This window comes from Neorhizobium sp. P1_A6 (genome assembly GCF_056406795.1).
Map to the genome: position 1 here is coordinate 646,068 of NZ_JBFTZM010000001.1, position 19,402 is coordinate 665,469.

The following is a 19,402-nucleotide window of genomic DNA, read 5'->3' on the forward strand; positions in this document are numbered from 1 at the left end:
ATGGTCCCGTTATTTGGAGGAAATGCCCCAGATCGCGAAGAGGTAACGCCTGACCGCGAAGATGAAGACAACGGAAGGGAGAATGAGCATAAGCCCGCCGGCAAAGCGGTAATGCATCGGGCTTTCCGACAGCACCGTCAGCAGATAGGCCGTGAGCGTGCGGTTGCGCACCGTCAGTACCGAGGCGGCGAACACCTCGTTCCAGGAGATGACGAAGGCGAACACTGCCGTGGCGACGATGCCGGGCAAAGCCAGCGGCGCGACCACCTTGAAAAAGGCCTGGACGCGGGTGCAGCCGAACACCCAGGCGGCCTCCTCGAGTTCCTTCGGAACGCCAAGGAATATGCCTTGGGTCACGAGCGCCGCAAAGGGCAGAGCCAGGACCGTGTGGATCAGGCCGACGCCGATGATCGTGTCATAGAGCCCGAGCCGGATGAAGGAGACGGTGAGCGGCAGCGCCAGGATCGCCAAGGGGAAGGCGCGGGTCAGCAGGACCAGAAGCCGGTAGCTGTCCTTGCCCCGGAAATCGTAGCGGGCCAGTGCATAGCCGGCCGGCGCGCCCAGCAGGATGGAAAGCGCCACCGTGATGCCGGCTGCCCCCAGCGAGTTGAGAAAAGACTGGACGACGCCTTCGGTCTTTAGGAACAGAATGAACGGTTCGAGCGAAATCCCGGTCGGCAGGCCCGTCTTCGGCCAGATATAGACACCCTGGCGACCGCCGAGTGCCCCCAACGCCACCAGATAGATCGGCACCAGAACCCAGGCGCAGAGCGCCGCAATGCCGCTCCACAGGAGCCAGCGGCGGGAGGAGGCGAAGCTTGCGGGACGGGAAGCCGTTTCCGTCCCGCTCATGGTTTCCGTACTCATGGCAGGCGCTCCGGATCGACTTTCAGGGCCTTCAGATAGATCAGCGTCGCGGCAAGCGAGATGATCATGATCAGCACCGCGTAGACCGCCGCGACGCTGTAATTCTGGTTCTGGTTCTGCCAGTTATAGGCCTCGCCGACGAGGACCGGGAAATTGCGCCCGCCGAGCGCGTAGACAACCGCGAACACCTCGAAGGCGAGCACGGTGCGCAGGATCAGCGCCGATTGCAGAGCCGGCCGGATCAGCGGCAGGGTGATACGCCAGAAGCGCGTCCATGGGCCCGCGCCAAAGATCTCGGCGGCTTCCTTGAATTCCTTCGGCACCTGGTTGAGGCCGGCGACGATGATGACCATGACGATCGCCGTGCCGCGCCAGATTTCCGCAACTGCGATGGCGATGAAAAGCGCGACCGGCGTCTGGTAGGACAGCCAGCTTGCCTGCCGGCCGATCACGCCGAGGCTGAAGAGGAGCGAGTTGAAATAGCCCGTATTCTGCAGGATCGACAGCCAGACAAGGCCGGCAGCGAGGTCGGAAATGCCAAGCGGGATGGTCCAGATCCAGAGAATGGTCTCGCGGCCGCGGCCGACCTTGGCGACCATCGTGCCCATGGCGAGCGCGATGGCGATCTGCACCGGCACGACGACGATCGTCAGAAGAAAGGTGTTCCTGACCGAGCGGGTGAAATTGATGTCGGTCACCATGCGCTCGGCATTTGCCAGCGACGCTGCGCCATTGTCCGAGAGAGCCAGCCAGATCGTCTGCACCAGCGGCACGACAAAGAGCAGCGCCAGAAAGGCGACTGACGGCAGGATCAGCAGATAGGGGATCCAGGGTCGGTTCTGGGTCATCGATTGCCCTCGCAAGGGGGCTTTGAGAATTGATCATACATCGAATTGTTCCTCTCTCCGCCACCCGCATCGCGATGGAATGCAGGCACCTTGGTCCGCTGCTCCCGCTCCTTTGGATTTGGCATCCGGGCATTCGCGCCCGGATGCCATCAGCCTTGGGAGGCTTGTCGGATGGTGCCTTATTGAACCGGGCAGGCGCCGTCGCTCTTGGCGTCCGGGGCCCAGCAAGGCGCCTTGGCGTCGGTCATCAGTTTGGCCATGGTGGCGCCCTGCTTGGCGAGCACGTCGGCGACGGGCTCGTTCTGCAGCACGATGCGCTGGAAGGCGTCCATGTAGACCTTGTTGAATTCGCCGCCCTTGTCGCCGAGACCGACCGGGAGAAGCGAGATCACGGCATCCTTGGAGCCTTGCGTCTTGGTGACCGCACCGGCGAGAAGCGCCACGCCCTTGTCGAGGTCGGGCGGCAGCTGGACGTTGAGGGTCGGGAAGAAGCCAACCTTCGAAGCCGTCAGCAGCTGGGTCTTCTCTGTCGTCAGCGTTTCGATGACCTTCGTGGCCCCTGCCGTGTCGGGTGCGCCCTTCGGGATCGCAAGCCCGGCCAGAACCGGCATGTAGCCGCGGCCCTTGGGGCCGGCCGGTGCCGGGAAGACGACATAGTCATCCGGCGCCGCTGAAATGGCGTTCTTCAGTCGGGCGACATGGTCCCATGCGACCATGACTTCGCCCGAGGCCAGCGGCTCCTGCATGAAATCGTAATTGGTCGAGTTCGGGGTGACATAGGCCCAGAGCGCCTTCAGCTTCTCCCAGCCGGCAGCAGCATCTGCATTCTTGAAGGTGCGCACTACGCCGCCGGTGAAGGACGGATAGAAATAGCCCTGGAAATAACGCGCCATCAGGCCCTTCGGACCGGCCGGGAAACCGATCTGCGGCTGGCCGGTGGCAGCTTGCATGTTCTTGCCCCACTCGATCAGCTGGTCGTAGGTCAGCGCGTTGATATCCGCGCCCTTTGGCAGGTATTGCAGGGCTTCTTTCTTGGCGGCCATGACATAGGTCGCCTGCATCCACGGAATATACTGCTGCGTGGGCTTGCCGAGCTTGCCGAGATCAAGGACCGATTGCGGCATGCCGCCGGCGGCAAGCTTCTTGGCAAGCTCGTCGAGCGGTTCCAGCTGGCCCTTGTCGGCGAGCGGCGAAAGCTCGCCATGCAGCGCGCCGACGAGGCTGACGGTGTGCTTGCCGGCCTGCGCTTCTGCCTGCATGCGCACCGCAAACTGCGGCGGCTCCTCGACCACGTAATCGACCTTGCCGGCATCCTTCAAAAGGTCCTGCCGGACCACGGTCGCCTCCTCGATCGGGCGAAGCTGGGTGGATACGAAAACCGTCTGGGCAAGCACCGGCGAGGCAAACGCCACCACCGTCGAAGCCAGAATTGTAAGTGACACGATATGTTTCATCTTCTCCTCCTTCATTTTGTTCGTCTTGAAATGCACGGCTGTCTATGCGGCCACCGGTGGGCGGCGGTGGCTGTCGCGGTCGACAAATTCGATCGCGTGAAGCTCCTGAAGGTCTTCGGCGGGCTCTCCGGCGATGGCGCGCAGGAGCAACGAGGCGAAGGTCGCGCCGAGGTTCTCGCCGGTCATGCGCATGGTCGAGAGCGGCGGGCTGGTGAAGGCGCCCATCGACAGGTCGTCATGCCCGACGATGCTGATCTGGTTGCCGCCGTCGACCTCGCGCAGTGCCCGCAACGCGCCGATCGCCATTTCGTCGGTGGCGCAGACAAGGGCCGTCGGACGCGACGGCTGGCGTAGAAGTTCCAGCGCTGCGAGATAACCGCCCTGTTCGAGCGGCGCTCCTTCGGCGCAGAGATCGGTCGCAAGCCCACATTCCTCCATCGCCGCCTGCCAGCCGCGGCGACGGACATGCGCGAAGTAATATTCCTGCGGCCCAGCGATATGGCCGATGCGCCGATGCCCGGCCGCATGGAAGCGCAGCGTTGCGGCGCGGAACCCGGCAAAACCATCGCCGTCGATGAACGGATGAGGGATCGAGCTTTCGGTGCGGCCGTTGGTGACGAAGGGAATGCCCCGCGACTGGAGGTATTCGACGCGCTCGTCCTTGCGTTTGGTGCGGACCAGCAACATGGCGTCGACGCGGCGCCCGTCGACGAAGCGCTGGCATATCTCAAGTTCGCTGACACCCCGTGGCACAGGCGCGATGACGAGATTGAGACCGGCCGCGGCGAGATGTTCGGCGCAGCCTGACAGCATGTCGAGGAAATGAGGGGGGCCGACGTGGCCAGGATCACTCGGCAGCGTCACGGCGACCAGTTCCGCGCGCTGCTTGCGCAACCGACGAGCAGACGCATTCGGCCGATAACCTGCGGCCTCTGCCGCCTCGCGAACCCGCTCGCGGGTGGCCGCGGACACGTCGGAATAGCCATCAAGTGCCCGGGACACAGTGGTAATCGACAGTCCGAGCGAATGTGCCAGCTGTTTCAGATTTGCCAAGATCTTCCTCCCGAATTGAAATAAACATCCTCCAAAACGTTTTGGGAGTCAACCAAAACGTTTTGGAGGCTAGCCTGGCGCCATCGCCGGCCCAGCCCGCAGTACGGCTAGGTTTTGTCGGACGTCGCATTGCTCATGGAAAAGCCATTAGCCGGCAGTCTCAAACTGAGCGGCTATATTCAATGGGTCCTACGATTTAGACGGCTCTTTGGCCGTGGTCGCCAGTTCTATTCCTTCAGGAGCTTAAGGCAGGCTGGACGTTGGTCCGCGCCGATGTCTACGTCCGCCTCCGAGGTGGTCGGACGAGCCGCCATCGTTGTCCCTCCATAAGCTTCGTGGTAAGCGCAAGCCGTTCCTGGAGGATCACATGCAATTTTCGCTTCAGACCGTGTTGATGGTGGCGCAGGCGCTCGCAAGCATCTCAACGCCCATCGCTATACTTCTTGCCATTCGGCAGTTTCGACTAGTTCGCCGGCAGGCAAAAAAACAATCCGACACCGCCGCCGTCAACTTTATCCTGCAGGCAGAAGGTCAGTTCGACCGCGCTATGGAAACGCTCATCAATGCTCCGCCAGCAGTTATCAGGCAGTCTTATGCGCCCGAGATCGACCCTTCCTGGAAGGACGAGGATCTGGCAGCCTTTATTTTCATGAAACGACTGTTTGGGCAGGTTTCGCGCATGGTCTTTATTGCCCATAACCAGGCCATCGATCTCGGCATGTCGCAGAAGGATCGGGAAGACCTGATTGTCGATTGGGAGAATACATTGCTCAAGTATCGGGAGCACCCGATCATGCGTCGGATTTTTGAAAACGCCATGCGCAACCAGGATTACAACCGGCATATGCTGGCCATCTGCCGAAGGATATTCGACGGCTCCTCCTGAGTGTCTCCGAACTAAGCGCCGTTCCCTTCAAGCTGCCCGCCGGCAGAGCCGGCATTCACCTTGCCCATCTTCCTTCTGCTCGCCGTACCTTTTCAGGTGCAAGGTCGAGAGCCGTGACCGTGCCTTCTTGCGGCTCGGAACCTCGGCTGAGTAAAGGCGGTAGATAAACGGAAGATGTCCAACTGCGCCCGGGGCGCTAAAGCCTCTGCCGGCTCGCGCCTTCGATCATCTCCAATGCCAGCCTGACGTCATCTCCGGCGTCCTTGGGCAATGGCAAAATCGGACGCGGCGGCTGGACATGCGCCAGACCCAGAAGGTTCGCAATGACGAACATAACGCGGAAGCTGCCGTAGCGTTTGAACAAGGCCCAGAGGGGTTCGAGAGCTTTGTTCAACCGCGCGGTCTCGACAGTATCGCCGGCGCGCGCGGCCCGCGTCAACGCAAGCGCCGGGCCCGGCAGCAGGCCTGCCGCAACGCTGTACCAGGTGTCACATCCGGCAAGCAAGGCATCGGCCGCCCCCCAATCTCCGCTATATCCGATCGTGAACCTGTCAGGAGTGACCTGTCGCAGGCGTGCGAGTTCCCCGGCGTAATCGCCACCGGCCGCCAAGGGCATTTTCACGGCGACCACGTTGGACACCGCCGACAACCGGGCGATCAACGTATCGCTGAATGTGAAGCGTGTGGTGCTCGGATTGTTGTAGATGCACAAAGGCAATTCGCCCGCCTCGGCCACAGCGACGAAGTGCTGAAAGACTTCGTCCTCGTTCAGGGGAACGTATGACATGGGCGCCAGGAGCAGACCGTCGGCGCCAGCGGCTTTGGCATCGCGCGCCAAAGCCTGAGCGTCGTCGGTGCGCAATGCTCCTACACCCACCACAAGAGGAGTCTTGCCGCCAATACATTCAACAGCAACCGCGACGGCACGCTTGCGCTCTTCCTTCGTGAGGTATGCATAGCCGCCCGTGCTGCCGAGCAACCCGATGGAATCTGCTCCCGCGTGATGGATACGCTCGAGAAAGCGGGCCAGCGCCTCGGCGTCAATGCGCCCCTCAGCATCGGTCGGGGTCAGGGGAAACGCAGACAGGCCATTGAACATATTCATTATCTAACCTTTCCAAACTAAATACGGGAGAGCAGCATGCGCAGCCCCGCGAACGCAAAGAACAGCGACAGCAGGCTTTCGATCCAACGGCGGCAGCGGCGGTACAGAGCCACCATCGGCGCTGTGGAGAAGACAACGGCGTAGCCACAGAAGATCACGACGCTCAAGACGGCGCAGCCACCCAATATGGCAGCGATGCTTTCCCACGAGGAACTCGGGCCGATGCCCAGCGTAACCAGCGCGATCCATGCCAGCACGGATTTCGGGTTCGCCAAATGCATCAGGAGCCCCCGCCGGTAGAGAGCAGCCCGAGAAAGAGCAACGTCATCCGCCGACATGCGTGCCGCCAGCTTCTCGTTCGACGTCAGCGCCGAACGTCCGGCCTTGAAGGCGAGGAACAGCAGATACAAGCCCCCGAAAATCTGGAGAACGATCAGGGCTTGGGCATACCTCGCCAGCAAGGCGGAGATGCCCGTCGAGGCCATCAGACCCCAGAAGATCGAGCCGCTGACGACGCCGGAGGCGAGCACGAGCGCAGCACCTCTGCCGCGAGCCATGGCCACGCCCATAATGCGCATGTTGCTCGGGCCGGGGCTACCAGCGGCGATGACATATGCTGCATAGACTATGAGCAACTGATGCAGGTCGGAATTCATTCCTTGAAGTCCCTTAAATCTATCCAGCATCGAAAGATGCAATTGCTACCGGTGACGATCGTCTTGACTGCAAGCGACCTATTGCAGTTCATTGGCACAAACTAAACTGCCAGTTTTGGAGATTTTCATTGGTCCAGTACGCAGAAGGGTCTCGCAGGACTGGAGCGACGCGCCGTATCTATCATTCCCTGCTCAAGCAGATCGAGGCTGGCGTCTATGGTGTCGGTGACGCTCTGCCTTCAAGCCGCTCGCTTGCGGAAGAACTGGGTGTTTCGAGGACGACGGTGACCGCCGCATTCGACCAGCTTGTTTCGGAGGGGTATGTCCGGGTGCAGCAGGGACGGAAAGCGTGTGTCGCTTCGGCAGGGCGGGTGAGCCAGGTGGCTCCGCCCGACCGTTCGGCTATCCTCGCCCGCCGGCTTTCCGCCTATGCAACTCGAGCGATGGCTCTGCCGCCGAACAGCACCGCCGGAAGGCCGCCGCTCAAATTCGATTTCCGCTACGGCGATATTGCGGCAGAGGACTTTCCAAAGGCCCCGTGGCGAAAAGCGCTGAATACCGCTTTCCTCAGGCATCGCGACAGATTGGGATACGATGATCCAGCCGGAAGCCGATCCTTGCGGGAGGCGTTGCAGGGCTATGTCTGGCGCTCAAGGGGCATCAGCTGCGATCTCGGCCAGATCATCGTTGTGAACGGATCGCAGCAGGCGCTGGACCTCTGCGCTCGGGTCCTCGTCAATCCCGGAGACGGGGTCGTGGTCGAAGACCCGTGCTATGCCATGGCCAAGAACGTCATGCTCGCCGTCGGAGGAAACATCGTTGCCGTGCCTTGTGGCGCTCATGGCATAGACACCAACAGGCTTCCCGAGGTCAGCGACATCGCGGTGGCCTATGTGACGCCGAGCCACCAATTTCCTCTGGGAGGAGTTTTACCTGCTGCGCGTCGCCAAGCCTTGATGGAGTGGTCCATGTCGGCGAGCGCTTATGTCATCGAGGATGACTACGACAGCGAGTATCGGTACGATGTCAGCCCCATCCCGCCCCTCTATCTTTCTGGGCGAGGGCGCGTCATCTATGTCGGAACGGTCTCAAAAACCCTGTCGCCGACGCTCCGGCTCGGATACATCATACTTCCGCATCCACTCGTCGAAGCCTTCATCGAATGCAAGCGGATTGCCGATCGGCACACATCCACGTTCGAGCAGGAGGCTCTCGCCGCGCTGATCGAGACCGGCGCTTACGAGCGGCATGTCCGCAAAATGCGGAGGCTTAACGCCGAGCGACGCGCCGTATTTTTAGCGTCGATGGCCAGCGCTTTTGTGGACCATATCGAGATCGTCGGCACGACTGCGGGACTTCACGTGGTCGTCTGGTTCAACACCATCTCCTGCCGACAAGAGGCGCGCTTCGCGGATATTGCCCAAAGCCACGACATTGGAATCTATCCCATCGCCCGCCTGTTCTCATCGCCGAGCGATGAACGAGCAGGATATATCTTTGGCTATGCGTCGATGTCCGTCGATCAACTCTCCAAAGGAGTGGAAAAGTTGCATCACGCATACCTTAGCTTCATCGGCGAAGAGGGGCCTCCGGGCGGACAGAGGGGCGACAACGGAAAGTTTTCGACCGTCGCATAGTTTCCACTGGCGGCTACGTAACGCATCCGCTGTTCTCTGACTTCGAGAAGAGACGTCTTCCGATGGAGGGCCGATTTCCGGATCGACCACACACCCTTTCGCCTGATCAGGTCCTGGCGGCCGCGAGACCGTGCAAGACAAGATCAAGATGGGCCTCGATATATCTCGGCGTTTCAAGATCGAGACGACCGTCGTGGATCAGTGTTTCGACAATCAAGGCCAACGCAGGCGCAAGTATGACGCGTGCAACCGCGGCAGGTCCGTCCCGAAACTCACCCTGACGGACACCTTCGTCGATCAGAGCCTGCCCCGTGACGAGGATCGGCACGACGAGTTCCGCGTAGTGATCACATGATCGCTATGCCGCGCTTGCCCGGTTTGGTGGCGAGCTGGTCAAGGCGGAGGCGCGTGCGCGAACGAGCGGAGACGTTGGCGTATTGGTCTTCGATGCGGCGGGCGCCGCTGTTGCAAGTCCTTTCAGGCTCGCCGGGCAAATTGCCCGGCAATGACGTCGCCTTCTCTCGGCACGCACCCGGCTGGTTTCGTTGACGCGTGCGAGGCCTCCGGTTGACGGTCATTGAAACTTCTTCTGACCCCATCTCGCGATCGGCATGTTACGCAATGGCCAGCTGATCCCGATCCGGTTTCCGTGGATTGCGATCGGCATTCCGAAATGCCGAGCACACTGATGGACCTGTCGAAAATAAAGACGCTGATCGATTTTGTCGGACGATCGAATGTGACCGAGTTGTCGGTCACGGAAAAGGACGTCACGGTCCGGATCTTCCGTAATGCGGGCCATGCGGAAATCGATGTTCCGGTTTCGGATCCGGACGAAACCGTAGGTGCGGCAGCGAAGCCTGTTTCCGGCTCGTCGCCTGCGGCCTCGGCAAAACAGGCTTTTCAGCTGAAGGCACCGGTCTTTGGCATATTGCATCGGGCATCCGCTCCCGGACAGGAGCCGTTCGTCAGGATCGGCGATCTCGTGGAAGAGGGGCAGACGCTTTTCATCATCGAGGCCATGAAGGTTTTCAATACGGTCGCGGCGCCGCTTGCGGGTCGCGTTGAGCGGCTGACCGAGATCGATGGTGTGGAAGTTGAAGTCGGCGACGTGCTCGCGGAGATCGCGTGATGGGCGAACTTCCCAAAAACACCGCCTCGGCCAATCGCCGCTTCGATACCGTCCTGATTGCCAACCGGGGAGAGATCGCCCTTCGCATTCAGCGCGCCTGCCGCGAGCTTGGTCTGAAAGCCGTAACGATCTGCTCGGAGGCCGACCGGCAGGCGCCTTTTGGCAAGACGGCCGACAGCGTTCTGTGTATCGGCCCGGCGAATGCCGCGAAAAGTTATCTGAACAAAGATGCCATCATCCTCGCGGCAGAGCTGACCGGTGCCGGCGCAATTCATCCCGGCTACGGTTTCCTGTCGGAAAGCGCGGCCTTCTCGGAGGCCGTCGAAAAGGCCGGTCTTGTGTTCATCGGGCCGGATGCTTCGTCGATCTCGACGATGGGCGACAAGATATCGGCAAAGCGGGCGATGATCGCTGCGGGCGTTCCCTGCGTTCCCGGTCCCCAGACGGCGCTGCTCGACGAGCCTGCGACCGTCGAACGAACTGCGCAAGAAATCGGTTATCCCGTCATCATCAAGGCTGCCGGCGGCGGCGGCGGCCGCGGCATGCGCGTCGTGTCCGAGGCCGGCGCACTGCACGAGGCAATCGCGCTGACCCGCGAGGAAGCGCGTCAGGCCTTCGGTTCTCCCGCGCTCTACATGGAGAAATTCCTTCAGCATCCCCGGCATATCGAAATCCAGGTCCTGTGCGACGTCCACGGCAATGCCATCTGGCTGGGGCACCGGGATTGCTCGATGCAGCGGCGCCACCAGAAGGTGGTCGAGGAGGCCCCGGCGCCCGGCATCTCGCCCGATCTGATCGGACCGGTGGGAATGGCCTGCGTGGCGGCCTGCCGGCAGATCGGCTATCGCGGCGTCGGAACGTTCGAGTTCCTCTATGAAGACGGCGAGTTCTATTTCATCGAGATGAACACGCGCCTTCAGGTCGAGCATCCGGTCACGGAAATGACCAGCGGCATCGATATCGTCCATGCGCAGATCAACGCCGCCCAGGGTATTCCACTCGAGTTGCGGCAGGACGATATCCGCTGCAGCGGCCATTCGTTCGAGTGCCGCATCAATGCCGAAGCTCCGGAGAGCTTCCTGCCGTCGGCAGGAACCATCACCGAGCTTGCGCTTCCCGAAGGGCCGGGCGTGCGGGTGGACACCCATATTCACGCCGGCTATCGGGTCTCTCCCTATTACGATTCCCTCATCGCCAAGCTGATCGTGCACGCTCCGACGCGGGCCGAGGCAATGGCAAGGATGCGCGAGGCGCTTGCCGGTACGAGGGTGGAGGGGATTTCCACCAACCTGCAACTCCTGCGGGCGCTCTTCGAGGACGAAGCCTTTGCTCGGGGCGAAACGGACATCCACTACCTGGAGAAATGGCTCAAGCAGCGGAGAGCCGCATGAGCACGATCGATTTCAGTGATCCGGCAATGATCGCTGCGCTGACGGAAGCGCTGACGGCGGCCGGCGTCGACGGCCTCGAGATTTCCGGTCCGGTTGGGCAACTTCGCCTCGTCGTCTCGAAGGGCGAGGGGCCGCACATCCGTTTGACAGGCGGCATCGGGGCGAACCAGGCCAAAGCGGTGACCGTCAAGGCGCCGATTGCGGGATGCTTCTGCGCCATCCATCCTTCGGTTTCCGAGGAAACCGAGACACTGCCGCGCAGGGTTTCCGACAAGGATGTCGTCGGCTTTATCCGCATCGGATCGGTGCTGCTTCCCGTTCCGGCTGGCCGATCCGGCTTGTTGGCGCGGCGGCTGGCGGAGCCCGGCGCACTGGTCGGATTTGGCGATCCCCTCTTTGAAATCGAGCCCCAGCCATGATCGTCACGTCAAAGCCCCTTGCGTCCTCGCACCAGCCCGTCACGGCGACGAAAGGCAGGGCGCGCGTTTCCTTCATTGGAGGGCGCTCCTTCCTGCTCGAAGCGGCGGGTGAATTCGATCTGCCGGCACAGCGTTTCATCTGGGCGCTATCCCATGTGGTCAGGGATTGGGCGGATGTCGCGGAGGTAATACCGGGCATGACAAACCTGCTGGCGATCGTCACGGCAACGCCCGAGGATCCGGAGTTCATCGTCGGCCGGCTTCTGGAGGCCTGGGACAGCGTCCCCAGCCTCGATCTCTCCGGCAAGACGATCGAGATCTCCGTCCACTACGGTGGTGCCTATGCGACTGATCTTGCGGCGGTCTGTGACTTTTCCGGTCTGAGCGACCGGGAGGTGGTGCGCCTCCATCACGATGCGACCTATCGGGTCTTTGCGCTCGGAAGCGCTCCCGGTTTCGGTTACCTGCATGGCCTCGATGCCCGTATCTACATGCCCCGCAAGACGGTTCCGTCGCTCAAGATGGAAAAGGGCTGCGTGACGATCGGCGGAATGCAGACGGGCGTCGCGATGCTGACCGGCCCGAACGGGTGGAATTCCATCGGCTATGCCGATCTGCAGATGTTCGACCCGACGTCTTCCACGCCGGCCCTCATGGCGCCGGGCGACACGGTGCGCTTCGTGCCGGACAGGATCGAGCTATGATCGAAATCGTCGAAACCGGTCCCTTCAATACGGTGCAGGATCTCGGCCGCCCCGGCTATCGCGATATTGGCGTGTCCGCCGGCGGCGCCATGGATCCGCTCGCGGTCAGGATCGGCAACATCCTCGTCGGCAACCCGCAGGATGCGGCTGCCATCGAGATACAGATGTTTCCTTTCAAGCTGCGTTTCAAGGTTCCTACCGCGTTTGCCGTCACGGGCATTGATGGTCAGCCGCTGCTCGATGGCCGGGAATTGCTGCCGTGGTGCGCGTATCGGGCCGAGGCCGGGGAGATCCTCGAGCTGAAACAGCCGCCGAAGCTTGCGCGCGCCTATATCGTGCTCGGGGGCGGGATAGACGTTCCCGTTCTCATGGGCTCGCGAAGCACGGCGCTGCGTGGTGGGTTCGGCGGCAATGCCGGCCGGCCGCTCATGAAGGGAGACCGGATCGAGGTCTGTGCCCTTCCCCAACCTCTTCCGCTTCCGGCAGGCGGTATCGCCGCGGTGGCGCCGGCGACCGCGTTGCGCGACGCGTTCCCCGTAGCGGGTGACGGCACGCTGCTCATCCGCGCCATTCCCGCCGGAGAACATGAGCTTTTCGCCGATGACGGCGAGGCTTTCTGGAGCCAGGTCTGGAGGATTTCATCGCGCAGCGACCGCACGGGCTACCGTCTTTCCGGTGCACCGATCAAGCCGGTGAAGACGGTCGAAATGCGCTCGCATGGCGTGGTGCCCGGCGTGGTCCAGGTACCGCCGGGCGGGGAGCCCATCATCCAGATGAGCGACGCCAATACGGCGGGCGGTTATCCGAAGATCGCCGGCGTGATCGAAGCCGATCTGTGGCGGCTTGGGCAGGCGCGTGCCGGCAGCCGGCTGCGGTTCATGCGCTCGACACATGCCGAGGCCCGCGCGGTCGAACAGATAGTCTCCCGATATGTCGAGGACATCGAGCGGACATCACAAATGGTCAAGCGCGCCTTGAAGGCGATGACCTGACGCCATTCGCGATCAGATGGAGGACGCGATGAAGATTGATCTGAATTCCGACATGGGCGAAGGCTTCGGCCCCTATCGCCTGTGCGACGACGAGGCGATGATGCAGGTCGTATCGTCGGCCAATATTGCCTGTGGTTTTCACGGCGGGGATCCGGACACGATGGCGCGCATGGTGCGCCTCGCCAAGCAGAACGGCGTCGGTATCGGCGCACATCCGGGCCTGCCGGACCGGGCCGGTTTCGGCCGGCGCGAAATGCCTTACCAGCCGGACGAATTGCGCCAGCAGATGCTGTACCAGCTCGGCGCCCTGACCGCGATCGCCAAGGCCGAGAATATGACCGTCGGCCATTTCAGCTTTCACGCGGCCATGGGCAACATGGCCAATCGGGATACCGCGCTGGCGGACCTGCTGATGAATGCCATTTCGAGCGTCGATCCGAACCTCGTGGTGTTCGTGACGCCGGACAGCGAAATCGAGAGGGCCGCGAAGCGCGCCAGGCTGAAGACGCTGGCACTTTTCCTGGCCGACCGCGCCTATGACGCCGGCGGCAAGCTCGTCGCCCGCGGGTTGCCGGGTGCGCTGGTCAAGGAGGAGGAGGCGGTTCGTGCAAGGGTGCGCCGGTTTCTGACCGATGCGACCGTCGAAGCGATCGACGGGACGATCATCGCCATGCCGGCTCGCTCCATTCTCGTGCACAGCGATACGCCTGGCTCGCTTGAGCTTGCCCGGATCGTCCGCAGCGAAATCGAAGCTTCCGGCGCGACGCTCGCGCCTGCGGCCGAACTCGCGTCCTGACCGGATGCCTGCCATCAAAATTTCCGTTTCACCGAGAGACCAAGTCAATGCCGTCCATCGCCGACCGCCTGAAGAACGTTTCCATACCGGCGTCCGCCGCCATGACCCAGCGCGCCCGGGAACTGGCCTCCAAGGGCATCAAGGTCGTCAGCCTTTCCTCCGGGGAACCGGATTTCCCCACACCGGCCCACGCGATCGAGGCCGCTCACGTTGCAGGACTGGGTGGCGATACGAAATATCCGCCGATCGATGGTACGTCGGAGCTGAAGGCCGCGATCGCCAGGAAGTTCAAGCGGGACAACAATCTCGTCTATGACGCCAGCCAGATCGTTGCGTCGGCTGGCGGCAAGCAGACCATTTTCAACGCCATGCTCGCGACCCTGAATCCGGGCGACGAGGTGGTCATTCCGACCCCTTCCTGGGTGAGCTACGCGGATATCGTCCATTTCGCCGGTGGAACACCCGTCGCGGTTCCCTGCTTCGAGCAGACCGGGTTCAAACTGCGCCCGGAGGATCTGGACGCGGCGATCACGCCACGCACCAAATGGCTCATCCTGAATTTCCCGAACAACCCCACGGGCGCTGCCTGCTCGCGGGCCGAGATGGCGGCGATCGCGCAGGTCATGCTGCGGCACCCGAATGTCTGGATCCTGACCGATGACATCTATGAGCATCTGGTCTATGACGATTTCGAATTCTGCACCATCGCCGAGGTCGAACCCAGGCTCTACGACCGCGTCCTGACGATGAACGGCGTCTCGAAAGCCTATGCCATGACCGGCTGGCGGCTAGGCTTCTGCGCCAGCGGTTCGAAGGAACTGGTCGCGGCGATCAGCAAGGTCAACTCCCAGAACGCCGGCGGCATCACGACGGTCACGCAGGCCGCGGCCATCGCTGCCCTCGACGGCCCGCAGGATCTGCTTAAGGAGCGTGCGGCGATCTACCGGGAACGGCGCGACTTCGTCGTCGGAAGGCTCTCGGAAATCGAAGGCCTGCGCTGCCACAAGCCGGAAGGGGCATTCTACCTCTACCCCAACATGTCGGGCCTGATCGGCAAGACCACGAAGGGCGGGCGGAAGATCGAGACCGACGTCGATTTCGTCATGGGCCTGATAGAGGAACACCATGTCGCGACCGTCCAGGGTGCGGCCTATGGCATGAGCCCGCATTTCCGCATTTCCTATGCGACCAGCATGGAGATGCTGAACGAGGGTTGCGCGCGCATTGCCGAGTTCTGCAAATCGATGCACTGAGATGAAGTGCCGACTTCCGGCTCGGAAATAGCTTGCTCAGAGTTTCAACCGCTCGGTCAGTTCGACAAGAATGTCCCGGACGGCAAATGCCGGTTCCGACAACGAGTTCTGGTCGGACGTGCAGAGCGAAAGCGTTTCCTCTATCCGGGGCGATACGACCCGGCAGACGAGCGGTTCGCTCGACTCGGAAACGATGCGATCGGCAATGGCCTTCGGCATGATCGTCGCCCCGAGCCCATTTCCGACCGCGCGGGCGAGGGTGCGCACGATTTCCACTTCCGCCACGACCTTGAGATTGATCCTGCTGCGGGTGAAAGCGGTATCGATGGCGCGGCGCACGAAATTATAGGCCGGTGGCAGCAGCATCGGCATTCCATCCAGGGCGCCGAGCGGCACGGGTTTCGAATCCGCCTCGATCGCGAAGTTGCGATGCGCGACGAGATAAAATTCCTCGCTCAGGATCGGTTCGAAGCGAACGCCCTTGATCGGCCCGATACCATGGATCAGCGCCATTTCCAGCCGCCCGTTCATGATCATCTGGCTATAGGTCTGGCCGACGCTTTCGGTCAGGTGAAGCAGAATGCCCGGATGCCGCTTGCGCGTTTCCGCCAAGAGATCGACCGAGAGCGTCGCGGCACTGCTGAACGGCACGAGGCCCACCGAGACCCTGCCCGCCAGTGAATTGCCGGCGGCTGCGGCATCAGCCTGCGCCTGCTCCATCTGCCGCAGGATGATCTGCGCGTGCCTGTACACCGCATGTCCCGCATCGGTCATACTGACGCCCTGCTGGCTGCGGATCAGCAGTTTCTGGCCGAAATGCTCCTCGAGCGCCGCAAGCTGCTGGCTGAGCGCCGGCTGTGCGAGGTGAAGGATATCGGCGGCGCGGGTGATACTGCCGCTGTCGACAATGACGATGAAGGATTTGAGGCGCCTAATATCCATGGGGTCGGGTGATGCTCTGTTCCGCAGGCCTATGTTTTGCAGACATGCCCGCCTTTGGCAATGCGGCTCTGAAGGATGGCCGCCTACTCCGCATAAGGAATTCAAGGCCTTGGGGCTGGGCGCTTGCCATCCGGCAAGCTCCATAAAACTTGCTTATTACTCCAGAAATAATCGGTCTTAGGCAAGCCGTTAAAGCTTCGATACTGTCCACGCCAACAACAAGGGGATCAGAATGTCATTCTCCGATTACAGGACCGCACTGGTCACCGGCGCATCGTCCGGCATCGGCGCTGCCGTCGTCGAGCGTCTCCGCGCCGAGAATATCGAAGTGCATGCGATCGCTCGTAGTGCTGATGCCCTCAATGAACTCGCCGAGCGTACGGGCTGTATCGCGCATGTCATCGACGTCACCGACCGTGCCGCGATCGCTGAACTTGCCGGCAGCGTCCAGTTCGACATTCTGATCAACAATGCCGGCGTCGACCGGCCGAAGAAGTTTCTGCAGGCGGATGCCGAAGACATCGATCTGCTGGTCGACGTCAATCTGCGCGCGGTCCTGCATATCTGCCGCCTGATCGTTCCCGGCATGGTCGAGCGTGACCGCGGCCATGTCGTCAACATTTCCTCGATCGCCGGCAACTACAATTTCGGCGGCAATTCCATCTATCATGCGGTCAAGTCCGGCGTCGCCATGCTGTCCAATCAGCTCAGGATCGACGCATTCGGCAAACGCGTCCGCGTGACGGAAATCTGCCCGGGGCGTGTCGCGACGGATATTTTCAACCACGTGCACGGCAACGATCCGAGCGTACGCGAACGTTTCATCGACGGGTTCGAGCTGCCGCAGGCATCCGACATCGCCGACGCGATCGCCTTTGCGATCGCCGCACCGGTTGCCGTCAATATCGGCCATATAGAAATCACCCCGACATTGCAGGTGATGGGCGGGCTGCAGACTGCCAGGCCCGAAACCTCCGCAGCCGTCTACGAAGCTGAAGGCGCGAAGCGGTGACCGGCTTTGATCTATCCGCGATCCTGACCAATTCCGACTATCGCGCGATGCTGCTGCACGGCATCGAGACGACCTTCGCCATCTATGTCGGTTCGTGGCTGCTGGCGATGACGCTTGCGATCCTGCTGCTGGCGTTCCGCATGTCGCCGGTCAGGATCGGCGAGCCCATCGTCAAGGCCTACATCTCCTACCATCGCAACGTGCCGACCCTGGTGCAGCTGATGCTGTGGTATTTCGGGATATTCACGCTGCTGCCGCAGGGCCTGGCGAATTGGCTGACGGATCACAATGCGGAGGCGATCTTCGCCATTATCGGCCTTGGACTGTGCCAGGCAGCCTATTTCAGCGAAGACCTGCGGTCCGGCTTGCGCTCCGTCAGCCCGGGCCAGATGGAAGCCGCCAAGGCCCTCGGTCACGGCTATATCTCGGCCCTGCGCTTCGTGGTCATGCCCCAGGGCGTGCGCAATGCCTTGCCGCCGCTGATCAATCACAGCGTTTCCCTGTTCAAGAACAGCAGCCTGGCGATCGTCGTCGGCGCTTCGGAACTGACGCACGCGGTCAAGGAGATTGAAAACCTCAGCTTCCGCACTTTCGAAATCTACCTGGTCGGCACGGTCCTCTACCTGTTCTTCTCGCTCATCATCATGGGGGCCGGTGCTTATCTGTCGATGCGCGCTGATCCGGCTCGGAGAGCGCGCATATGATCCAGGACATCATCACCATCATCCATGACTATTGGCTCCTCTTGCTGATCGGGCAGTATCCCAACGGACCGCTAGGCGGGCTTGCCAATACGATCATCCTCTCCCTGCTGGCGATCCTGCTTGCCTTTCCGGTCAGCATTCTGCTCGCCCTGGCACGCCTTTCAAAATGGCGGGCGTTGAGATGGCCGGTGACCGGCCTCGTCTACGTCACCCGGGGCGTGCCGCTGCTGATGCTCATTCTGTGGTGCTATTTCCTGGTTCCGCTCTGGACCGGTGCCGACGTACCAAGCTTCCTGATCATGCTCGTAACGCTGGTCGTCTACGAGGGGGCGTTCCTGAGCGAAGTGGTGCGGGCTGGCATCGTCTCGCTGGGCCAGGGGCAGATGGATGCGGCAAGGGCGCTCGGCCACAGCCATCTCAGCGCAATGCGCTTCGTGATCCTGCCGCAGGCGCTCTACAACATGATCCCGAGCATGATCTCGACATTCGTCTCGACGATCAAGGACACGACGCTCGGTTACGTGATCAACGTGCCGGACCTGACCTTCGCGGCAAGCCAGGTGAACAACCAGCTGTTCACCCAGCCCTTCCAGGTCTTCATCATCCTGGCTACCGTCTACTACGTGCTCTGCTGGAGCCTGACCTATGTGGCCAACAGCCTCGAGCGGCGCATTGCACGCCGCCGCGCAGGTCCGCGCCGCAACGCTCGCCTGGCCACCGAGGCCGTCCCCCTCAAAACACTTGTGGAGCAGCCATGACGATGCCAGTTTCCCCGCTGCAGGATGGCCAGGCCATCCGCCTTTCGGATGTCTGCAAGAGCTACGGCGATTATCCGGTCCTGCGCAACATCAACGCCGAGGTCGGCCGCGGCGAAGTCGTCGTGATCTGCGGACCATCCGGTTCCGGCAAGTCCACGCTGATCCGCACCGTCAACCGGCTGGAGGAAATCAACAGCGGATCGATCAACTTCGAGGGCCAGAATATTCATGCCCCGATGCGCGGACGCGAACTGAACCGGCTGCGCAGCAGGATCGGGTTTGTGTTTCAGAGCTTCAATCTGTTTCCGCATCTCTCGGCGGTCGAGAACGTCTCCATGTCGCCGATCCGGGTGAAGGGCGTTTCTGCGGACGTCGCTCGCGAGAAAGCCATCAAGCTACTCGATCGTGTCGGGCTTGCCGACAAGGCGAATTCCTATCCAGGCCAGCTATCCGGCGGGCAGCAGCAGCGCGTGGCGATTGCCCGGGCACTTGCCATGGAACCACCGGTCATGCTGTTCGACGAGCCGACCAGCGCGCTCGACCCGGAAATGGTGGGCGAGGTGCTGAGTGTCATGAAGAGCCTGGCTGCCGACGGTATGACCATGCTCTGCGTCACCCACGAGATGGGCTTTGCCCGCGATGTCGCAGACCGCATCTGGTTCATCGATGCGGGCGAGATCCTTGAAATGGCGCCGCCCACGGATTTCTTCCAGAACCCTCGTCATCCCCGAGCCCAGCGGTTCCTGTCCGATCTGCGCCATTGACCAATCAAGACATCATAACAAGGAGAACA

At 61.8% G+C, this 19,402-nt stretch carries 21 protein-coding genes; 13 read left to right on the top strand and 8 right to left on the bottom strand.

The features are described from left to right. Positions 1–9: 9 nt before the first annotated feature. The 4 genes from AC1D3C_RS03025 to AC1D3C_RS03040 all read right to left on the bottom strand — a co-directional run bounded on the left by AC1D3C_RS03025 (position 10) and on the right by AC1D3C_RS03040 (position 4,222). Entirely contained in the window at positions 10–867 is an 858-nt protein-coding gene (locus AC1D3C_RS03025; RefSeq protein ID WP_040124231.1) for a carbohydrate ABC transporter permease, read from the bottom strand. Next, positions 864–1,715, bottom strand: a complete 852-nt coding sequence (locus AC1D3C_RS03030; protein WP_477481824.1) for a carbohydrate ABC transporter permease — start codon at positions 1,713–1,715, stop codon at positions 864–866. The genes AC1D3C_RS03025 and AC1D3C_RS03030 overlap by 4 nt, the downstream gene beginning before the upstream one ends. 179 nt (positions 1,716–1,894) lie before the next feature. Continuing rightward, positions 1,895–3,169 carry an ABC transporter substrate-binding protein gene (locus AC1D3C_RS03035; RefSeq protein WP_477481825.1) on the bottom strand — a complete coding sequence of 425 codons (1,275 nt, stop codon included), beginning with the start codon at positions 3,167–3,169 and terminating at the stop codon, positions 1,895–1,897. A 42-nt stretch (positions 3,170–3,211) separates the two neighbouring features. Then, positions 3,212–4,222, bottom strand: coding sequence for a LacI family DNA-binding transcriptional regulator (locus AC1D3C_RS03040; protein WP_247135748.1), 1,011 nt, complete (start codon positions 4,220–4,222; stop codon positions 3,212–3,214). A 367-nt stretch (positions 4,223–4,589) separates the two neighbouring features. On the opposite strand from AC1D3C_RS03040, the gene AC1D3C_RS03045 reads away from it, so the two are divergent. Continuing rightward, positions 4,590–5,108 carry a hypothetical protein gene (locus AC1D3C_RS03045; protein WP_477481826.1) on the top strand — a complete coding sequence of 173 codons (519 nt, stop codon included), beginning with the start codon at positions 4,590–4,592 and terminating at the stop codon, positions 5,106–5,108. Between the two features lie 196 nt (positions 5,109–5,304). Here AC1D3C_RS03045 and AC1D3C_RS03050 read toward each other — a convergent pair whose 3' ends face one another. Both AC1D3C_RS03050 and AC1D3C_RS03055 read right to left on the bottom strand, forming a co-directional pair. Next, complete coding sequence (locus tag AC1D3C_RS03050) at positions 5,305–6,213, bottom strand: dihydrodipicolinate synthase family protein (RefSeq protein ID WP_477481827.1); 909 nt, start codon at positions 6,211–6,213, stop codon at positions 5,305–5,307. A 17-nt stretch (positions 6,214–6,230) separates the two neighbouring features. Then, positions 6,231–6,869, bottom strand: coding sequence for a LysE family translocator (locus tag AC1D3C_RS03055; protein ID WP_477481828.1), 639 nt, complete (start codon positions 6,867–6,869; stop codon positions 6,231–6,233). Positions 6,870–6,997: 128 nt separating this feature from the next. On the opposite strand from AC1D3C_RS03055, the gene pdxR reads away from it, so the two are divergent. Then, positions 6,998–8,506 (top strand): MocR-like pyridoxine biosynthesis transcription factor PdxR, encoded by a 1,509-nt coding sequence (gene pdxR, locus AC1D3C_RS03060; protein WP_477481829.1) that lies wholly within the window; start codon positions 6,998–7,000, stop codon positions 8,504–8,506. Between the two features lie 106 nt (positions 8,507–8,612). Here pdxR and AC1D3C_RS03065 read toward each other — a convergent pair whose 3' ends face one another. Beyond that, complete coding sequence (locus AC1D3C_RS03065; RefSeq protein ID WP_247135753.1) at positions 8,613–8,834, bottom strand: hypothetical protein; 222 nt, start codon at positions 8,832–8,834, stop codon at positions 8,613–8,615. Between the two features lie 360 nt (positions 8,835–9,194). Here AC1D3C_RS03065 and AC1D3C_RS03070 point away from each other — a divergent pair, with 360 nt between their 5' ends. Genes AC1D3C_RS03070 through AC1D3C_RS03100 form a run of 7 tightly spaced genes read left to right on the top strand, consistent with a single transcriptional unit; the run spans position 9,195 to position 15,193 of the window. Beyond that, on the top strand, positions 9,195–9,638 hold the full coding sequence (locus AC1D3C_RS03070) for an acetyl-CoA carboxylase biotin carboxyl carrier protein (protein ID WP_477481998.1): 444 nt from the start codon (positions 9,195–9,197) through the stop codon (positions 9,636–9,638). Then, entirely contained in the window at positions 9,638–11,029 is a 1,392-nt protein-coding gene (accC, locus tag AC1D3C_RS03075) for an acetyl-CoA carboxylase biotin carboxylase subunit (protein ID WP_477481830.1), read from the top strand. Before AC1D3C_RS03070 ends, accC begins: the two co-directional genes overlap by 1 nt. Further along, a complete protein-coding gene (locus AC1D3C_RS03080; RefSeq protein ID WP_477481831.1) occupies positions 11,026–11,448 on the top strand; it encodes an acetyl-CoA carboxylase in 423 nt (140 codons plus the stop codon). The genes accC and AC1D3C_RS03080 overlap by 4 nt, the downstream gene beginning before the upstream one ends. Continuing rightward, complete coding sequence (gene pxpB, locus AC1D3C_RS03085; protein WP_477481832.1) at positions 11,445–12,152, top strand: 5-oxoprolinase subunit PxpB; 708 nt, start codon at positions 11,445–11,447, stop codon at positions 12,150–12,152. The genes AC1D3C_RS03080 and pxpB overlap by 4 nt, the downstream gene beginning before the upstream one ends. After that, positions 12,149–13,144 carry a 5-oxoprolinase subunit C family protein gene (locus AC1D3C_RS03090; protein WP_477481833.1) on the top strand — a complete coding sequence of 332 codons (996 nt, stop codon included), beginning with the start codon at positions 12,149–12,151 and terminating at the stop codon, positions 13,142–13,144. The genes pxpB and AC1D3C_RS03090 overlap by 4 nt, the downstream gene beginning before the upstream one ends. Before the next feature lie 28 nt (positions 13,145–13,172). Beyond that, positions 13,173–13,940: a 5-oxoprolinase subunit PxpA gene (locus AC1D3C_RS03095; protein ID WP_477481834.1), complete on the top strand. Its 768-nt coding sequence runs from the start codon at positions 13,173–13,175 to the stop codon at positions 13,938–13,940. Positions 13,941–13,987: 47 nt separating this feature from the next. Continuing rightward, entirely contained in the window at positions 13,988–15,193 is a 1,206-nt protein-coding gene (locus tag AC1D3C_RS03100) for a pyridoxal phosphate-dependent aminotransferase (protein ID WP_477481835.1), read from the top strand. Between the two features lie 36 nt (positions 15,194–15,229). Here the strand turns inward: AC1D3C_RS03100 and nac are convergent, their stop codons facing one another. Then, positions 15,230–16,135 (bottom strand): nitrogen assimilation transcriptional regulator NAC, encoded by a 906-nt coding sequence (gene nac, locus AC1D3C_RS03105; protein ID WP_040124260.1) that lies wholly within the window; start codon positions 16,133–16,135, stop codon positions 15,230–15,232. A 232-nt stretch (positions 16,136–16,367) separates the two neighbouring features. Between nac and AC1D3C_RS03110 the strand changes: the two genes are divergently transcribed. Genes AC1D3C_RS03110 through AC1D3C_RS03125 form a run of 4 tightly spaced genes read left to right on the top strand, consistent with a single transcriptional unit; the run spans position 16,368 to position 19,373 of the window. Further along, positions 16,368–17,147 (top strand): SDR family oxidoreductase, encoded by a 780-nt coding sequence (locus AC1D3C_RS03110; RefSeq protein WP_477481836.1) that lies wholly within the window; start codon positions 16,368–16,370, stop codon positions 17,145–17,147. Then, complete coding sequence (locus tag AC1D3C_RS03115; protein WP_247135760.1) at positions 17,144–17,851, top strand: amino acid ABC transporter permease; 708 nt, start codon at positions 17,144–17,146, stop codon at positions 17,849–17,851. Before AC1D3C_RS03110 ends, AC1D3C_RS03115 begins: the two co-directional genes overlap by 4 nt. Beyond that, positions 17,848–18,609, top strand: coding sequence for an amino acid ABC transporter permease (locus AC1D3C_RS03120; RefSeq protein WP_477481837.1), 762 nt, complete (start codon positions 17,848–17,850; stop codon positions 18,607–18,609). Before AC1D3C_RS03115 ends, AC1D3C_RS03120 begins: the two co-directional genes overlap by 4 nt. Next, on the top strand, positions 18,606–19,373 hold the full coding sequence (locus AC1D3C_RS03125; RefSeq protein ID WP_040124268.1) for an amino acid ABC transporter ATP-binding protein: 768 nt from the start codon (positions 18,606–18,608) through the stop codon (positions 19,371–19,373). Before AC1D3C_RS03120 ends, AC1D3C_RS03125 begins: the two co-directional genes overlap by 4 nt. Positions 19,374–19,402: the final 29 nt, after the last annotated feature.